Raw genomic sequence first — 13,140 nt, forward strand, 5'->3', positions numbered from 1 at the left:
TCGGATTCAATCTCAAACCAGCTCCCCCAGGCCGGGGGTAGCCTGGGAGCCGAAGTTGGACTGCAAGGGGAAAAGAGCGGCCTCAGAGCTCGACTTCAACGCCGACCAGCCAAGCTACCAGGGTGAAATACACCCAGAGTCCGGTGAAGTCTTTGATGGTGGTGATGAAAGGGTCGGCTCCGGGAGCGTGGTCAAAGCCCAGCTTTAAGAGGATCCAGGGCAGAATCGCCCCCAGAAAAGCTCCTAAAGTCAACACAATGGCCATAGATAGGCCCACTGCGAGACCCAACTGTGGGATCCCATTGGGTGCTCCCTGCCAGAAGTAAGCAATCACCCCAGCCGCAACCCCTAGAATGACACCAATAATGCCGCCAATACTGGCTTCTCGCAGCAAGTAGCCAAGAAACTGCTTCACGTTGATATGGCCCCAGGCGAGACCACGGGCAAAGATGGTGGTGGATTGGGTGCCAACATTGCCGCCCATATCCATGATCACCGGGATGAAGACAGCCGCCGCTGTAACTGCCTGCAACACTTCCTCAAAGGTTTCAATCACTCCTCCCACCAACATGCCGCCGATCAGGGTGATGATCAAAAAAGTGAGGCGCAAACGCACAGAATACCAGCGGGATCCCTTGACCAGCCGCTCGCTCCACACCTTATCGCGGCTGAGCAAGCTAGCCACCCCGGCCTGGGCCAAAGCCGCATCCGTAGCCTCCTCTTCCACCAAGTTGATCACATCCTCAAAGGTGATATCCCCCACCAAGCGCCCTTCGCTGTCTACCACCGGAATGGCCGGCAAGCCGGAATCCTTAAGCAGGCGGGCTGCTTGCAAATCTCGATCGGTAACCCGAGCAACAATATCCGATCCTTCGATCAGCTCCCGAATGGGTAGGTCGGGATCCACTTTCACCAGCCGCACGGTGCGCACCAGACCTTTGTAGAACCGCTGGTCATCGACCGCAAAGATGACATCCAGCTCGTCGTCCCCCAGTTGGGAGTCGCGCACGCTGGCCAAAGCGGCCCCGACGGTGAGGGTATCGCGCACCGCCAAGTAGCGCAGGTTCATCAGCCGACCGGCACTGCGCTCCGGGTAGTTCAGCAGGATATTCACGGCTTCACGGGCTTCTGGGCTGAGGTTGGCGATCAGCCGCTTGGTAACTTTGGCCGGCAGCTCCTCAAATAGACGCACCCGCTCGTCTGGGGGTAGGGCTTCCACCAGCCGGATCACCTCTGGGTCTTCCATGCTGCGGATGAGATCGGCCTGTTCTTCGGGCCGCAGATACTCAAATACCGCCATAGCTTTGTCTTTTTCCAACAGGCGAAAAGCCAAAACCCGCTGCCGTGGAGAAATCTCCATTAACTGCTGCACCAGCTCGGCAATAGGGGCACGATTGGCCGCTCGCTTGGCGGCTTCCAAAGAGGCGGGAGAGAGAAGATCGCGAAGCATGTTTTGCCGCATAACAAACCTCCGAAGGTTGAAGTTAGCCGGATAAAAGACCCGGAGGGCAACGGCCAACTCGTGCTCCAAAGCTCATGGGAGCCCTGAAGCTGAACGCCTCACAAAACCTTAGATCCGACTCGAAGCCCAAAAGCCCAAGTCGATAAAAGGGATCCCCTGGCCCACGAACACCTACAAAAGCCAAAGCCAGGGGAAGTCCCCTTTGAAGCACTCCTGATTTTCCCTTTTCCGATGCTCAGGTCGAGCTCTGCTCAGCCCATCTGTTCGTCGCCGACCGAGAGAGCCACCCAAGCCAGAAGCTATTTGAGAAAGCTCTCCTGCCCCTTCGCGTTGGCGAAACGGGATCCTCTCAAGCGACGACTGAAGCTGTCAGCGGGAAAAAGGAAGACACCAGTAGGATGTAGGTCTCCAAGGATTTGATCCCCGAAGAGCGATCCTTGCCGGCCAGTGCTACAACTGCCAGAAGCGTCCATGGTGTTGAACGTTTTCCTCCAAGAAAGTTGAACCGGAATAACCCGGACAGCCTGAAGAGGATCTCTTCAGCCCTTTTTAGGCTAGTTGCCAAAGCGGGATCCGGTCAACCTTTTTTCCGTTCCTTGCCTATCTCGGTGGCAGCAGCCGCTTCTCAAGGGCTAACGCCCAGACCGGAGTCACTGAGCTTTTTGCCATGGGCAAGGTCGGATTCGAACCGACACGGTTTCCCGCCGCATTTTGAGTGCGGTGCGTCTACCAGTTCCGCCACTCGCCCGGACTGGAACCATTATCCTACTGAACCGGTGGAACCTCGTCAACCATCCCTACGCACCGCGGGCTTGCTGCAGTTGTTGAGCTTTTTGCCGCAGCTTGCGGGTTTGCTCCATCACTTCCTCCAGATCTTCGTGGGAGAGGCGCTCCACGTAGTTGATCTTAATCTCTTCCAGCAAGTCTTGTAACAGGGAGCGGATCTCATCCAGCGCATGTTGCTGGGTGAGTTCGTTGGCCAAGACTTCGCCAAAGCGCCGCAACAGTTGGGCCGCCAACTGGGAGCCGACGGGATCCTCGAAGCTGTGGGTCAAGGTTTTATAGGTGGTGGTGGTCAGCTCGCTGGCCAGGCGCTCCGTCAGTTGGCCGGGCAGGGATCCGAGGCCGGGTAGCCGTTCCAGGGTTTGCAGGGCGGGGAGTTGTTTGAGCAGGCCATCCAGGTTGTAGCGGAGCAATTGCTCCACCTCCGGCTGAACCTGGGGCAGGACGCGGTAGAGGACGGTGCGAAAAACCAGGTTGGCAATGGCTTCCAGCTCGTTGATCTCGTTGAGGTCGATGTAGCTGCGGGAGGGATCGGCTGCTGGCAACAGGGGCAAGGATCCCCGCTGGATGGATGCCTGGATTTGGTTGATCACCCGCACGACGATGACCTCGGTCAGGTCTTCGGCGAAGTTGGTAACAAAGCCTTGGCTCACCTGGGCGCGGATCCGCTCCAGATCCAGCAACTGCGCCTGTCCCAGCCGGATGGTAACGGGGATTACCCGCAGCCAGCGCCAAAAGGGCAACAGCAGCAGCACATCGTACCAGCGCCAGAGCATGGCATCCAGCCAATTGACGCCGGTGTAGCGACGGCTGATGGCCACCGTGCGCAGCACAAATTCCAGCCCAAACACCAAGGCAAAGGGAAAGTCCAGCAGGGGGAAAAAGTCCACCGGGTTGCCGCTCTCGCCGATGGGGCGGGAGTAATTGGTCTCGAAGAGGGGGCGCAGGCGGGCCTGGAAAAATTCGATCCCGTCTTTGGGATCGACGCTGGCCAAGTATTCGGCAGTCCAGAAGCGGGCGAAGGCAGCCTTGGCCGAGTCGGCTTCGGGGATGTGCTCCCGCATCAAGTTGAGGATGCGCACAAACTGGCCGGTTTTGTTGGCGGCCTGAAAGGGGTTGGTCTCGATCATCTCGTCGCTCAGTTGCCGCAGGCGGGCCAGGATCGGTGCCGCTGCTTCCGACTCCACCCCAAAGCGCAGGGTGACCTGGCGCAGCTCATCCACCAGGGCCAAGTAGCGCTGGGTTTCCGGGTTGGGCTCAATGCCTTTAACCGGGTCGTACAGGTCGGTTACCGGGGAGCGGCTGGTCTGTTGGGAGAGGATGGGCAAGGGAATGGGAGGGCCAAAGGCACCGAAGATCTGCACCCGCCCCTGGAGCCAGAAGTCTCGCCAGGGCACGTAGCTGAGGTCGAAGAGCACCAAGCACAGGTTGCCCAAAGCCAGCACGGCCATTCCTTTTTCGTAGAGGAGGAGCCAGCGGCTTCGCCCCTTGCGGACGGAACGTCTGATAATGCGTCGAGCGGCGTTCATGATCTCGTGCAACGGGTTGGGCTAAGCCAGCCCTAGCCTACCACCCCTGGTTTGAGCTTCTCTTGGCCGGGGCAAGCTGTTGCACAACTTGGCCAAACTGCTGCCAGATGGCCTCTGCCTGTGGCCCCACCTGGCGTAGGATCCAGCCCTGACAGATGGGATCCGGCGACCGCAGCAGCCAGTGGTGCGTATCCGTCGGCCACTCCGGCTCTGGCCAATCCCCCAGTAAGTACAGGGATCCCCAGCAGAGATGGGATCCCAGCACCGACGCGGCGGAGATATGCTGGTGGGGAAAGCGCAGGTCTAGGTGCTCCTGCAGCCAGAGTTTGCTCCCGTCTGTGGAGGCGGGGATCCCGGCAGCGACCCAAACCCGCAAGCTGCTGGAAAGGCGCCGAAACTGCCAGCATTCCCCCATGGCCAGCCGCCCGGCTGTCCAGATCTCGGCATAGGCCAAGCGGGCACTGGGATCCAGCTCGATCTGCACCTGTTGGCGGAAGTCTGCTCCTGCGCCCAGAATGGTCGGGTGAGGGATCCAGATCAGTTGGCTGGTGGGAGCCAGCTTGACCTTGGCCTGTTGCCGGCTCAGGCCGGGGTGGAGGCGGGTTGCCCCCTGGGTGCGAATTTCCAGCGCTGCGCCTGCCCCCAGCTCGATGGCGATGTGGTGGCGATCCCCGCCCAGCAGTCCACCATTGGGGTTGCGTAGGTAATAGAGTGGCGGCTCACCCGGGGATCCCAGCCATTGCAGGGGGGCCTGAGAATACTCCCAAATGCGAGTCTGTTGGCCTTGGCGGCTGATCTTCAAGAGGGCCTTGCCGAAGTTCACAGGTGGCTCATAGAGGTAGAATCGGCCTGGATGGAGCGAAAGAGCACCTCCCGCTCCAGCCAGCTCAGGATCTGCTCCAGCCCCTCGCCCGTGCGCAGGTTGGTGAAGACAAAAGGCCTGTCCCCCCGCATGCGGCGGGCATCCCGTTCCATCACCCCCAAGTCTGCCCCTACGTAGGGCGCCAGGTCGATCTTGTTGATCACCAGCAGGTCAGAGCGGGTGATCCCCGGCCCCCCCTTGCGCGGGATCTTGTCCCCTTCGGCCACGTCAATAACATAGATGCAGGCATCCACCAGCTCTGGGCTGAAGGTGGCTGCCAAGTTATCCCCCCCCGATTCCACCAGGATGAGATCCAGGGGACAGAAGCGGCGCTCCAGCTCCTGAATGGCATCGAGGTTGAGGGAGGCGTCTTCCCGAATGGCCGTGTGGGGACAGCCGCCGGTCTCCACGCCGATGATCCGCTCCGCTTCCAGCGCCTTGGCCCGCACCAAAAACTCGGCATCTTCGCGGGTATAAATATCGTTGGTCACCACGGCCAAAGACAGGTGATCCCGCAGCGCCAGACAGAGCTTTTCCACCAGGGCGGTTTTTCCGGATCCCACCGGGCCCCCAATGCCAACCCGTACCGGCTGAGCAGTCTGTACCATTGTGCCCGACCTCTGATACTTGAGGCTCTTTTTGGGCATTTTAGAACCAGGTGCTCGCAAGGGATCCGGGTATGGTTCGACTTTTGGTGGCAACTGCCGTGGTGCTGGTGGGCTTTTTGGTTGTGAACCGCCTCTATCGCAACCCGCTCGGTTCAGAGCCGAGGCCGGAACAGGCCAGCCCTGAGGCCGCCCAGCAAGGAATCCCCCAGGGAGGGCCGCTGCAGATCTACCAGTCGCGGGAACAGCTCCAGCAAACCCTCAATCAAGGGGCTACGGCCACGCAGCAGCAGGTGGAGGCCCTCGAGCAGTCCTTGGGGAATTGAGTTGGGGCTTGCAAACAGGGCTGCCGCCCGGCTTGACGGTGGGGCCGGGAAAGCCCGCACCCAAAGTTGTCAGAAGGCTTGAAACTCACTCCTCCAGTGGGAGCAGGGATCCCTGAGGAAACAGCCAGGGCAGCGGAGTGGAAGGCTTGGGCGGATCCCCCAAACGCGCTAAAGTCGAGAATGCTGCAATTTTATAGATCATCCATGCGGATCCCTCCTGTTCCCCCAGAAAAAGCCGATAAGCAACTGCAGAAGGTTTACGAAAGCCTGGAGAAAACCTACGGCACCGCCCTCAACCCGCTACAGGTGATGGCCCATAAGCCACAACTGATGCGGGCGGTGATGAACCTTTACGGGGCGCTGCACACCGACAACCCCAACCTGCCCGAAGAGCTGAAGGAGCTGGTCAGCATCCGCATTGCCCAGATCAACGGCTGCCGCCACTACTGCCTGCCCTACCACACCCTGCAGGCGCAAAAACACGGAGCTAGCCCGGCCAAAATTGCGGCGGTGGCCCAGGCCCGCACCAGCACCCTCTACACCGAGGCGGAGAAACTGGCCATCGAGTACGCCGAGCGCATGACTGTGCCTAGCATGGTGGTTACCGACAGCTTCTTTGCCCGACTCAAAGCCATCTGGTCGGATGAAGATCTGGTGGAGCTCTCGGCCTGGATCGGCTTTATGAACTTCTGGACCAAGGTCATCGCTGCTTTGGATGTGCCTCTGGATCCTGTTTTTGCGGAGCAACTCCAGGCCTCCTAGGCCCAGTCGTCTCGCGTGCTGAAGCTGCGGTCGTACACCTGGCCGCGGGCGTGGATCTGGCGGGTGCGGGCAAACAGCTCCTCTTCGCTCAGGCCCCACTGCTCCAAGATCTGATCCAAATCCTGCTGCAGATCCCAGGCGCCAGGGAAACCTTGATAGCGGATGCGCAGACGGGCGACTTCGGCCAGCACCCAATCGGAGGGAGGGTTCTCCCGAGCCTGCGCCATCAGCTCATCAAGCACAGCCCTGTCGGTAGCATATAGCGGATGCTGTTGCTCCCGCCGAGATAAGCCATTCGGGGGTGAACCAGATGCCGCCATCCCTCTCCTTACCTTTCTTTAAAACACTCTAGCCGAACCCATTAGGGGATCCTCAATGACGAAAATTGGGATCCCTGATGGCCCGAGAGATCGAGGAACCGCGGGAAAGCCGTTATACTGCAAATGTTGCAGACCATAAACATTCTTCAGTTGCGGAGGCGGCGGCCATGCCCATGCCCATGATCGAGACCCGTACCGACCGGATGCTGCTCAACTTTGGGCCGCACCATCCCTCTATGCACGGGGTCTTGCGCCTGCTGGTCACCCTCGATGGCGAAAACATCGTTGATTGCGAGCCCGTGATCGGCTACTTGCACCGCGGCATGGAAAAAATTGCCGAAAACCGCACCGTGGTGCAATACCTGCCCTACGTCTCTCGCTGGGACTACGGCGCTGGCATGTTCAACGAGGCCATCACCGTCAACGCCGTCGAGAAACTGGCTGGGATCCCGGTGCCCCGGCGGGCCAGCTACTTGCGCGTGATCATGTTAGAGCTGACCCGCATCACCAACCACCTGCTCTGGTTCGGCCCCTTCTTGGCGGACTTGGGTGCCCAAACCCCCTTCCTCTATGCTATGCGGGAGCGGGAGTGGATCTTGGATTTGTTTGAAGCCGTCACCGGCATGCGCCTCATCAACAACAACTACTTCCGCGTCGGGGGCGTAGCGGTGGATTTGCCCTACGGCTGGACGGAAAAATGCCTCGATTTTTGCGAGTACTTCCTGCCCAAAGTAGATGAGTACGAGCGGCTGGTTACTGACAACCCCATTTTCCGCCGGCGGCTGGAAGGGGTGGGGGTCATCTCCAAGCAGGATGCCATCAACTGGGGGCTATCTGGCCCCATGCTGCGCGCCTGCGGCGTCAACTGGGATCTGCGCAAGGTGGATCACTACGAGTGCTACGACGACTTCGACTGGGAGGTGGCCGTTTACCCAGAGGGGGATTGCCTGGCCCGCTATCGGGTGCGCATGAAGGAGATGCGCGAGTCCTGCAAAATTGTCCAGCAGGCGGTGAAGGCTCTGCCCGGTGGCCCCTTTGAAAATCTGGAAGCCAAACGCATGCTGGAGGGGCCAAAGTCGGAGTGGAACAAAGGCGATTACCAGTTCATCAGCAAAAAACCCTCGGCCAACTTCAAGATCCCCAAAGGAGAGGCCTACGTGCGGGTGGAGAGCGCCAAAGGCGAGCTGGGCATTTACATCGTCGGCGACGACAATGTCTGTCCCTGGCGCTGGAAAATTCGTCCGCCTGGCTTTGTCAACCTGCAGGTGCTGCCTCAGCTCATTCGCGGCATGAAGGTAGCCGATATGATCGCCATTCTGGGCAGCATCGACATCATCATGGGGGAGGTGGATCGCTAAAATACCGCTAGGAAAGCGAGGATAAAGGCGATGGCCTGGGCGATCTTGGTTCTGCCGCTTTTGATTGTTGCAACTATTGCCGCAATTATCGGCCCCAAGCAATGGGCCAAGTACCAAGAAGAAAGGCGTCGCCGCGCCGAGCAGCTATCTGATGCTCGCCTTCAGGCCATCATTCAGCAGGAGCTACGCCGCCGCCACCGTCCCTCTCAGTCGGATCCCAACGGCAAGGCTTAGTTAACGACACGGGATCCAAGGTTTTTTTGACCCACCGTCTTTAGGGAGCTACTCAACCCCATGACAACTGCTGGTATCGACCTACAGCTCGGCTTTGAGACTGCCCTGCAAAACTTGGGCTTGAGCCCAGGCGTCGCTCATGCCCTCTGGATGCCCCTGCCCATGTTGCTGCTGGTCATCGCCGCCACCCTAGGGGTGATGGTGATGACTTGGCTGGAGCGCAAGATCTCGGCAGCAGCCCAACAGCGGATTGGCCCCAACATGGCTGGCCCCCAGGGGGTACTGATCCCGATTGCCGATGGCATCAAGCTCTTGACGAAGGAGGATGTGCTGCCCAGCCTGGCCGACCCGGTTTTGTTCACGCTGGGGCCGATCTTGGTTTTCCTGCCGGTCTTTTTGTGTTACCTGGTGGTTCCCTTCGGCCAAAACCTGTTGATCTCCAACATCGCCATCGGCGTCTTTTTCCTGATCGCCACCTCCAGCGTGCAGCCCATTGGCTTGTTGATGTCCGGCTACGGCTCCAACAACAAGTATTCCCTGCTGGGGGGGCTGCGGGCGGCGGCCCAGTCGATCAGCTACGAGCTGCCCCTAGCTCTGTCGGTGCTGGCGGTAGTGCTGATGAGCAACGGCCTAGACACCGTGGGGATTGTGGAGCAGCAGAGCGGGCTGGGGATCCTCAGTTGGAACGTCTGGCGGCAGCCGATTGGTTTTGTCATTTTCTTGATCTCGGCCCTGGCAGAAACGGAGCGGATCCCGTTCGACTTGCCGGAAGCCGAGGAGGAGCTGGTGGCTGGCTACCAAACGGAGTACTCCGGCATGAAATTTGCCCTGTTTTATCTGGGATCCTACGCCAACCTGCTGCTGGCTTCCCTAATTGCGGCGGTGTTGTACCTGGGTGGCTGGTCGTTTGTGGTGCCGGTGGAGACGATCGCCGCCTGGCTTGGGATCCCGTTGGACAACCCCTTTTTGCAGATTGGCGCGGCGGTCTTAGGGATTCTCATGACGATGGTCAAGGCTTTTATCTTCGTGTTCTTGGCCATCCTCCTGCGCTGGACCTTGCCGCGGGTGCGCATTGACCAACTGTTGGACTTGGGGTGGAAATTTCTGCTGCCTGTCTCGTTTGTGAACTTGCTGTTGACGGCAGCCTTGAAACTTGCCTTCCCCGCCTTTTTCGGGGGTTGAATGAGAGTACAAGAGAGAGGAAAGCGACCATGACTTTTCTAAAGCGAGTTGGCGAATACGTAAGCGACGCTTTCAAAGCAGCCAAGTACATCGGCCAGGGGATGGGGGTGGTTTTCGACCACATGAACCGCCGGCCCGTAACTGTTCAGTACCCCTTTGAGAAATTGATCCCCTCCGAGCGCTTTCGGGGACGCATTCATTTCGAGTTCGATAAGTGCATTGCCTGCGAGATCTGTGTTCGGGTTTGCCCCATCGACCTGCCGGTGGTGGACTGGGTCTACAACACCGAGCTGAAGAAAAAAGAACTCTATAGCTACAGCATTGATTTTGGAGTGTGTATTTTCTGTGCCAATTGCGTCGAGTTTTGCCCCACCAATTGCCTCTCGGTTACCGAAGATTATGAGCTAGCCACCTACGACCGCCACGAACTGAACTACCATCAGGTGGCGCTGGGCCGTCTGCCTTCCAAGGTCACGGAAGACCCGATGGTAACGCCGCTACGGGAGTTTGCCTACCTGCCCAAGGGGGTGATCGATCCCCATGAGCTGCCTGCCGGATCCCAGCGAGCTGGCAAGCGACCGGAGGAGATTCTGGCGGAGATGAAAGCAGCTAAGGAAAAAGAAGCAAAAGCTGCTACAGAACAGCCCGCCTAGCAGGAGCAGTCAAGTCATAACCAGTCTCTGTGAACAAGATTTTAGGGAACGTTGAAAATACCTGACCGGTACTCATCTTCACCCTAAACGGCAGCCATCGCGCCAGCAGGCCAGAGGCCCTGTCCAGGCTAGTTTACTGAGATAGCTGGACCGAAGTTGAAGTAGGTAGTGCTGCCAGGGTTGGTGGTGTTGTCAAAGGCGTTCAGCGTCGTCCCGCCCACCGTGATTGGCTGCGGCGAGGGGATGGCGGGCGTTATCCGGATCTGGCCACCGAAGGGGATGGTGAAGGGCTCAGGGAAGGTGGCCACGTTGCCTGCCACTGAGGTGGAGGTGGCGATGACCGTGCCGTCGGCCAGGCGGATGGTGACTATCGCGCCGGCAGGCAGCCCCGGAATGGTGACCTGCAGGCCTGCAGGACTTGGAGTTGGTGTCGGCGTAGGCGTGGGCGTAGGTGGAGGTGTCAGTGTCGGTGCCGGGGGAACTGTGGGTGTGGGTGTTGGCGTGGGCGTTGGCAGGGGTGTCGGCGTGGGTGTGGGCCTTGGCGGCGGCGTAGGCGTGGGGCCTGTGCCAATCCTTTCAGCAAAGTTGCCCTGGAAGCCGTTGCCGGCCAAGTAGGCGGCGACTACTGCCTCCGGCGTGCCAGGGGCCACCTGAATGGCTACCCCCGCGCCCTCGCCCCGGGCTAGGAACGTATTTCCGGCAATGGTGCGGGCTTGGGTTCCTTGCAAGATGCGAATGCCGACGCTGCCGGCTATCCTGCCCACAACAATCCGGTTGGATTGAATGACCGGAACTGATCCCGCTCCATCCAGTTGGATCCCGGTGGTACCGCCGCTAGCTGTCTGGCGAGCCTGCAGCGCCAACCCAGCAGTCGTAGGCGGATCCCCCTCGATTTGGTTGTTGCGGAAAACCCCGCCGGAGTTGTCACTGTAGCGAACCCCCAAAGCCCCCAGAGCTTGCAGAAGGATTGCGTTGTTCTCCAGGAGCGGATTACTCCCTGGCACAGCGCCAACACCTACGCCTCCTGTCTTGCTGACAGTGACCGAGATGCTGGCGACGCGACCGTTGCCCGAGATCTGCACACAGGGATCCGAAAACTGCTGGCAAAAAACCTGGGCCAATTGGTTGACAGCTCCCTCCAAAACGGCGGCATTACCGTTGACCAAGATGTTGGAGCTGGGGCTATTGAGGGTAACCTTGCTGGGCTGAAAGGTGCCATCGTTTACCTGAATCTTTCCGCCTTCCAACACCACCTCCACCCCTTGCAGGCTGGTTTGGCTAGCTACGATGACATTGAACAACCCGGCCAGGATCTCGTAGGCAGCAGAGCTGGTAATCCGAATCCGCCCGCCATTGGTGCCGTCACCTCCATCCAGGGCCAGGTTCTTCTCTAGCCTCTCCTTGCCCGCTCCCAAAATCTCAATCAGCACCTCCAGGCCGGCTGTAGCACTTTGCAATCGCTGCGCCTCTGCGACGGCATCGGCCAACTTAGTGAAGGGGCCTTTGGCCGGATCCACCCTTAGGATGACGGGCTCCCCAGGCGGCGGCAGAGGAGGAGAGTTGCCCGCACCTCCCCCACAGCCGAAAGCGATCCCTGCCAACAGAGGCAGCAAGAGGGAACGGGCTCGCCAGGTGGAGCCGTTTCTAGGAAGGGATCCTTTCATCCGTGGAAAATCCTTGGAAATCCCTATCAGTCAAACGTATCAGAAGTGCAGACACCTAGAGCCACGATAAGCCCCTAGGATCTAATTCTCCCAGACAGAGCCTTTCAAAAGAGATCGCTGGCAGGGGATCCGCGGAAGCCAAGCGCATCCTGCACAATTGCAAGTAGCCCAGGGCAGAAGCTGAGCCGGTATATCCTGAGAAGGAAGCCCAGATGGGGTTACAGATGGCCATGGCCGCTTCCGTTCGCTCGATTACACCCCAAGAACTGGCCGCCCGCCTGCGCGATCCGGAGGCCGGCCCCCTGCAACTCATCGATGTGCGGGAACCGGCAGAGCTGGAGCTGGTCAACCTCAGCGCCCTTGGCTTTCGCCACTACCCCTTGAGCTGTTACAAAGAGTGGAGCGAGCGAATCTTGAGGGAGCTGGATCCCCATTGCCCAACCTTTGTCCTCTGCCACTATGGGATCCGCTCTGCCCAGGTGAGCGAGTGGTTGCAGGCCAACGGCTTTACCCAGGTCTACAACATTAGCGGTGGCATCCACGCCTGGGCCCTTGCGGTGGATCCCACCCTGCCCACCTATTGAACTTCTACAGCGTCAGGGATCCCACCTTTTGCTCCAACAACTGGGCTAGATCTTGCAAGAAAGCTGCGGCGTGGGCACCGTAGATGACGCGGTGGTCACAGGTAAGGTTAACCTGCATCTGGGAGCGGATGGCGATGGCTTTTTCCGGCGTGGCCACCACGGTGGGGCGAGCAGCACCAATGGCCAAGATGGATCCCTGGTTGGGAGGCAGGATGGCGTCGAAGCGATCCACCCCAAACATGCCCAGGTTGGAGAGGGTAAAGGTGCCGCTGGTGTACTCCTCCGGCTGCAGTTGCTTGCGCCGCGCCCGCTCCACCAGATCCTTCCAGCGGCGGGAGATCTCGTAGAGATCGATCCGGTTGGCCTGCCTGAGCACAGGGGTAATTAGGCCCCCATCTTCCATGGCCACCGCCACAGCGATGTTGATGTCGGCTTTGTAGTGGATCCCGTTTTCGGTGTAGCTGGCGTTGAGGAGGGGGTGCTTTTCGAGAGTGAGGGCCACAGCCTTGACCAAAAGGGCCGTCAGCGTTACCCCTTTGGGTTTTACCTGTTGGTAAAGCTGATCCAGGCTGTCGGTGGTAATGGTGTAGCCGACGTGGAACACGGGCACGCCCAGGCTGGCGTTCATGTTGCGCACCACCGCCGCCTGCAGGGTGCTCAAGGGAACCACTTCTCCCAGGGGCGCAGAAACGGGGGGAGGAGCGACCGAGGAGGGAGCTGCCACCCGCGGGGAGGCAGCCTGAGCTGCGGCCCGCTCCACATCTTCGGCTACGATGCGCCCACCAGGGCCGGAGCCGCGCACCGTGCGCAGGTCAA

At 59.6% G+C, this 13,140-nt stretch carries 14 protein-coding genes and 1 tRNA gene; 7 read left to right on the forward strand and 8 right to left on the reverse strand.

From position 1 onward, the window contains the following. Positions 1-82: 82 nt before the first annotated feature. From mgtE to ureG, 5 genes are all read right to left on the reverse strand, one after another. The gene (mgtE, locus tag NW841_RS01430; protein ID WP_414336797.1) at positions 83-1,450 is read right to left on the reverse strand and encodes a magnesium transporter; all 1,368 of its coding nucleotides are present in this window, start codon (positions 1,448-1,450) and stop codon (positions 83-85) included. 680 nt (positions 1,451-2,130) lie between these two features. Next, positions 2,131-2,210 (reverse strand) — tRNA-Leu (locus NW841_RS01435). Between the two features lie 49 nt (positions 2,211-2,259). Further along, complete coding sequence (locus NW841_RS01440; protein WP_414376701.1) at positions 2,260-3,774, reverse strand: hypothetical protein; 1,515 nt, start codon at positions 3,772-3,774, stop codon at positions 2,260-2,262. A gap of 37 nt (positions 3,775-3,811) precedes the next feature. Further along, entirely contained in the window at positions 3,812-4,597 is a 786-nt protein-coding gene (locus NW841_RS01445; protein ID WP_414376703.1) for an urease accessory protein UreD, read from the reverse strand. Then, positions 4,594-5,244, reverse strand: a complete 651-nt coding sequence (gene ureG, locus NW841_RS01450; RefSeq protein WP_414376705.1) for an urease accessory protein UreG — start codon at positions 5,242-5,244, stop codon at positions 4,594-4,596. The genes NW841_RS01445 and ureG overlap by 4 nt, the downstream gene beginning before the upstream one ends. A gap of 71 nt (positions 5,245-5,315) precedes the next feature. Here ureG and NW841_RS01455 point away from each other — a divergent pair, with 71 nt between their 5' ends. Both NW841_RS01455 and NW841_RS01460 read left to right on the forward strand, forming a co-directional pair. After that, on the forward strand, positions 5,316-5,567 hold the full coding sequence (locus tag NW841_RS01455) for a hypothetical protein (protein WP_414365362.1): 252 nt from the start codon (positions 5,316-5,318) through the stop codon (positions 5,565-5,567). A gap of 204 nt (positions 5,568-5,771) precedes the next feature. After that, on the forward strand, positions 5,772-6,329 hold the full coding sequence (locus NW841_RS01460) for a carboxymuconolactone decarboxylase family protein (protein ID WP_414385046.1): 558 nt from the start codon (positions 5,772-5,774) through the stop codon (positions 6,327-6,329). On the opposite strand, the gene NW841_RS01465 is transcribed toward NW841_RS01460, so the two are convergent. Beyond that, a complete protein-coding gene (locus NW841_RS01465) occupies positions 6,326-6,649 on the reverse strand; it encodes a DUF3288 family protein (RefSeq protein ID WP_414335221.1) in 324 nt (107 codons plus the stop codon). The two genes, NW841_RS01460 and NW841_RS01465, sit on opposite strands and share 4 nt — an antisense overlap. Positions 6,650-6,822: 173 nt before the next feature. Here NW841_RS01465 and NW841_RS01470 point away from each other — a divergent pair, with 173 nt between their 5' ends. The 4 genes from NW841_RS01470 to ndhI are packed head-to-tail and all read left to right on the forward strand — an operon-like array spanning position 6,823 to position 10,076. Beyond that, positions 6,823-8,007 (forward strand): NAD(P)H-quinone oxidoreductase subunit H, encoded by a 1,185-nt coding sequence (locus NW841_RS01470; protein ID WP_414365381.1) that lies wholly within the window; start codon positions 6,823-6,825, stop codon positions 8,005-8,007. 30 nt (positions 8,008-8,037) lie between these two features. After that, positions 8,038-8,241, forward strand: coding sequence for a hypothetical protein (locus NW841_RS01475; RefSeq protein ID WP_414365360.1), 204 nt, complete (start codon positions 8,038-8,040; stop codon positions 8,239-8,241). Positions 8,242-8,301: 60 nt separating this feature from the next. Continuing rightward, positions 8,302-9,423 carry an NADH-quinone oxidoreductase subunit NuoH gene (gene nuoH / locus NW841_RS01480; protein WP_414376707.1) on the forward strand — a complete coding sequence of 374 codons (1,122 nt, stop codon included), beginning with the start codon at positions 8,302-8,304 and terminating at the stop codon, positions 9,421-9,423. A gap of 29 nt (positions 9,424-9,452) precedes the next feature. After that, the gene (ndhI, locus tag NW841_RS01485; RefSeq protein ID WP_414359637.1) at positions 9,453-10,076 is read left to right on the forward strand and encodes an NAD(P)H-quinone oxidoreductase subunit I; all 624 of its coding nucleotides are present in this window, start codon (positions 9,453-9,455) and stop codon (positions 10,074-10,076) included. A 128-nt stretch (positions 10,077-10,204) separates the two neighbouring features. On the opposite strand, the gene NW841_RS01490 is transcribed toward ndhI, so the two are convergent. After that, positions 10,205-11,740 carry a right-handed parallel beta-helix repeat-containing protein gene (locus NW841_RS01490; RefSeq protein WP_414385047.1) on the reverse strand — a complete coding sequence of 512 codons (1,536 nt, stop codon included), beginning with the start codon at positions 11,738-11,740 and terminating at the stop codon, positions 10,205-10,207. A gap of 230 nt (positions 11,741-11,970) precedes the next feature. Between NW841_RS01490 and NW841_RS01495 the strand changes: the two genes are divergently transcribed. Then, positions 11,971-12,324 carry a rhodanese-like domain-containing protein gene (locus NW841_RS01495; protein ID WP_414385049.1) on the forward strand — a complete coding sequence of 118 codons (354 nt, stop codon included), beginning with the start codon at positions 11,971-11,973 and terminating at the stop codon, positions 12,322-12,324. 4 nt (positions 12,325-12,328) lie between these two features. Here the strand turns inward: NW841_RS01495 and NW841_RS01500 are convergent. After that, positions 12,329-13,140, reverse strand: an 812-nt coding sequence (locus tag NW841_RS01500) for a dihydrolipoamide acetyltransferase family protein (protein WP_414385050.1), incomplete at its 5' end; no start/stop codon positions are given.

Origin of the sequence: Synechococcus sp. H60.3 (assembly GCF_047462295.1) — a bacterium.
Classification (GTDB): Bacteria; Cyanobacteriota; Cyanobacteriia; order Thermostichales; family Thermostichaceae; genus Thermostichus.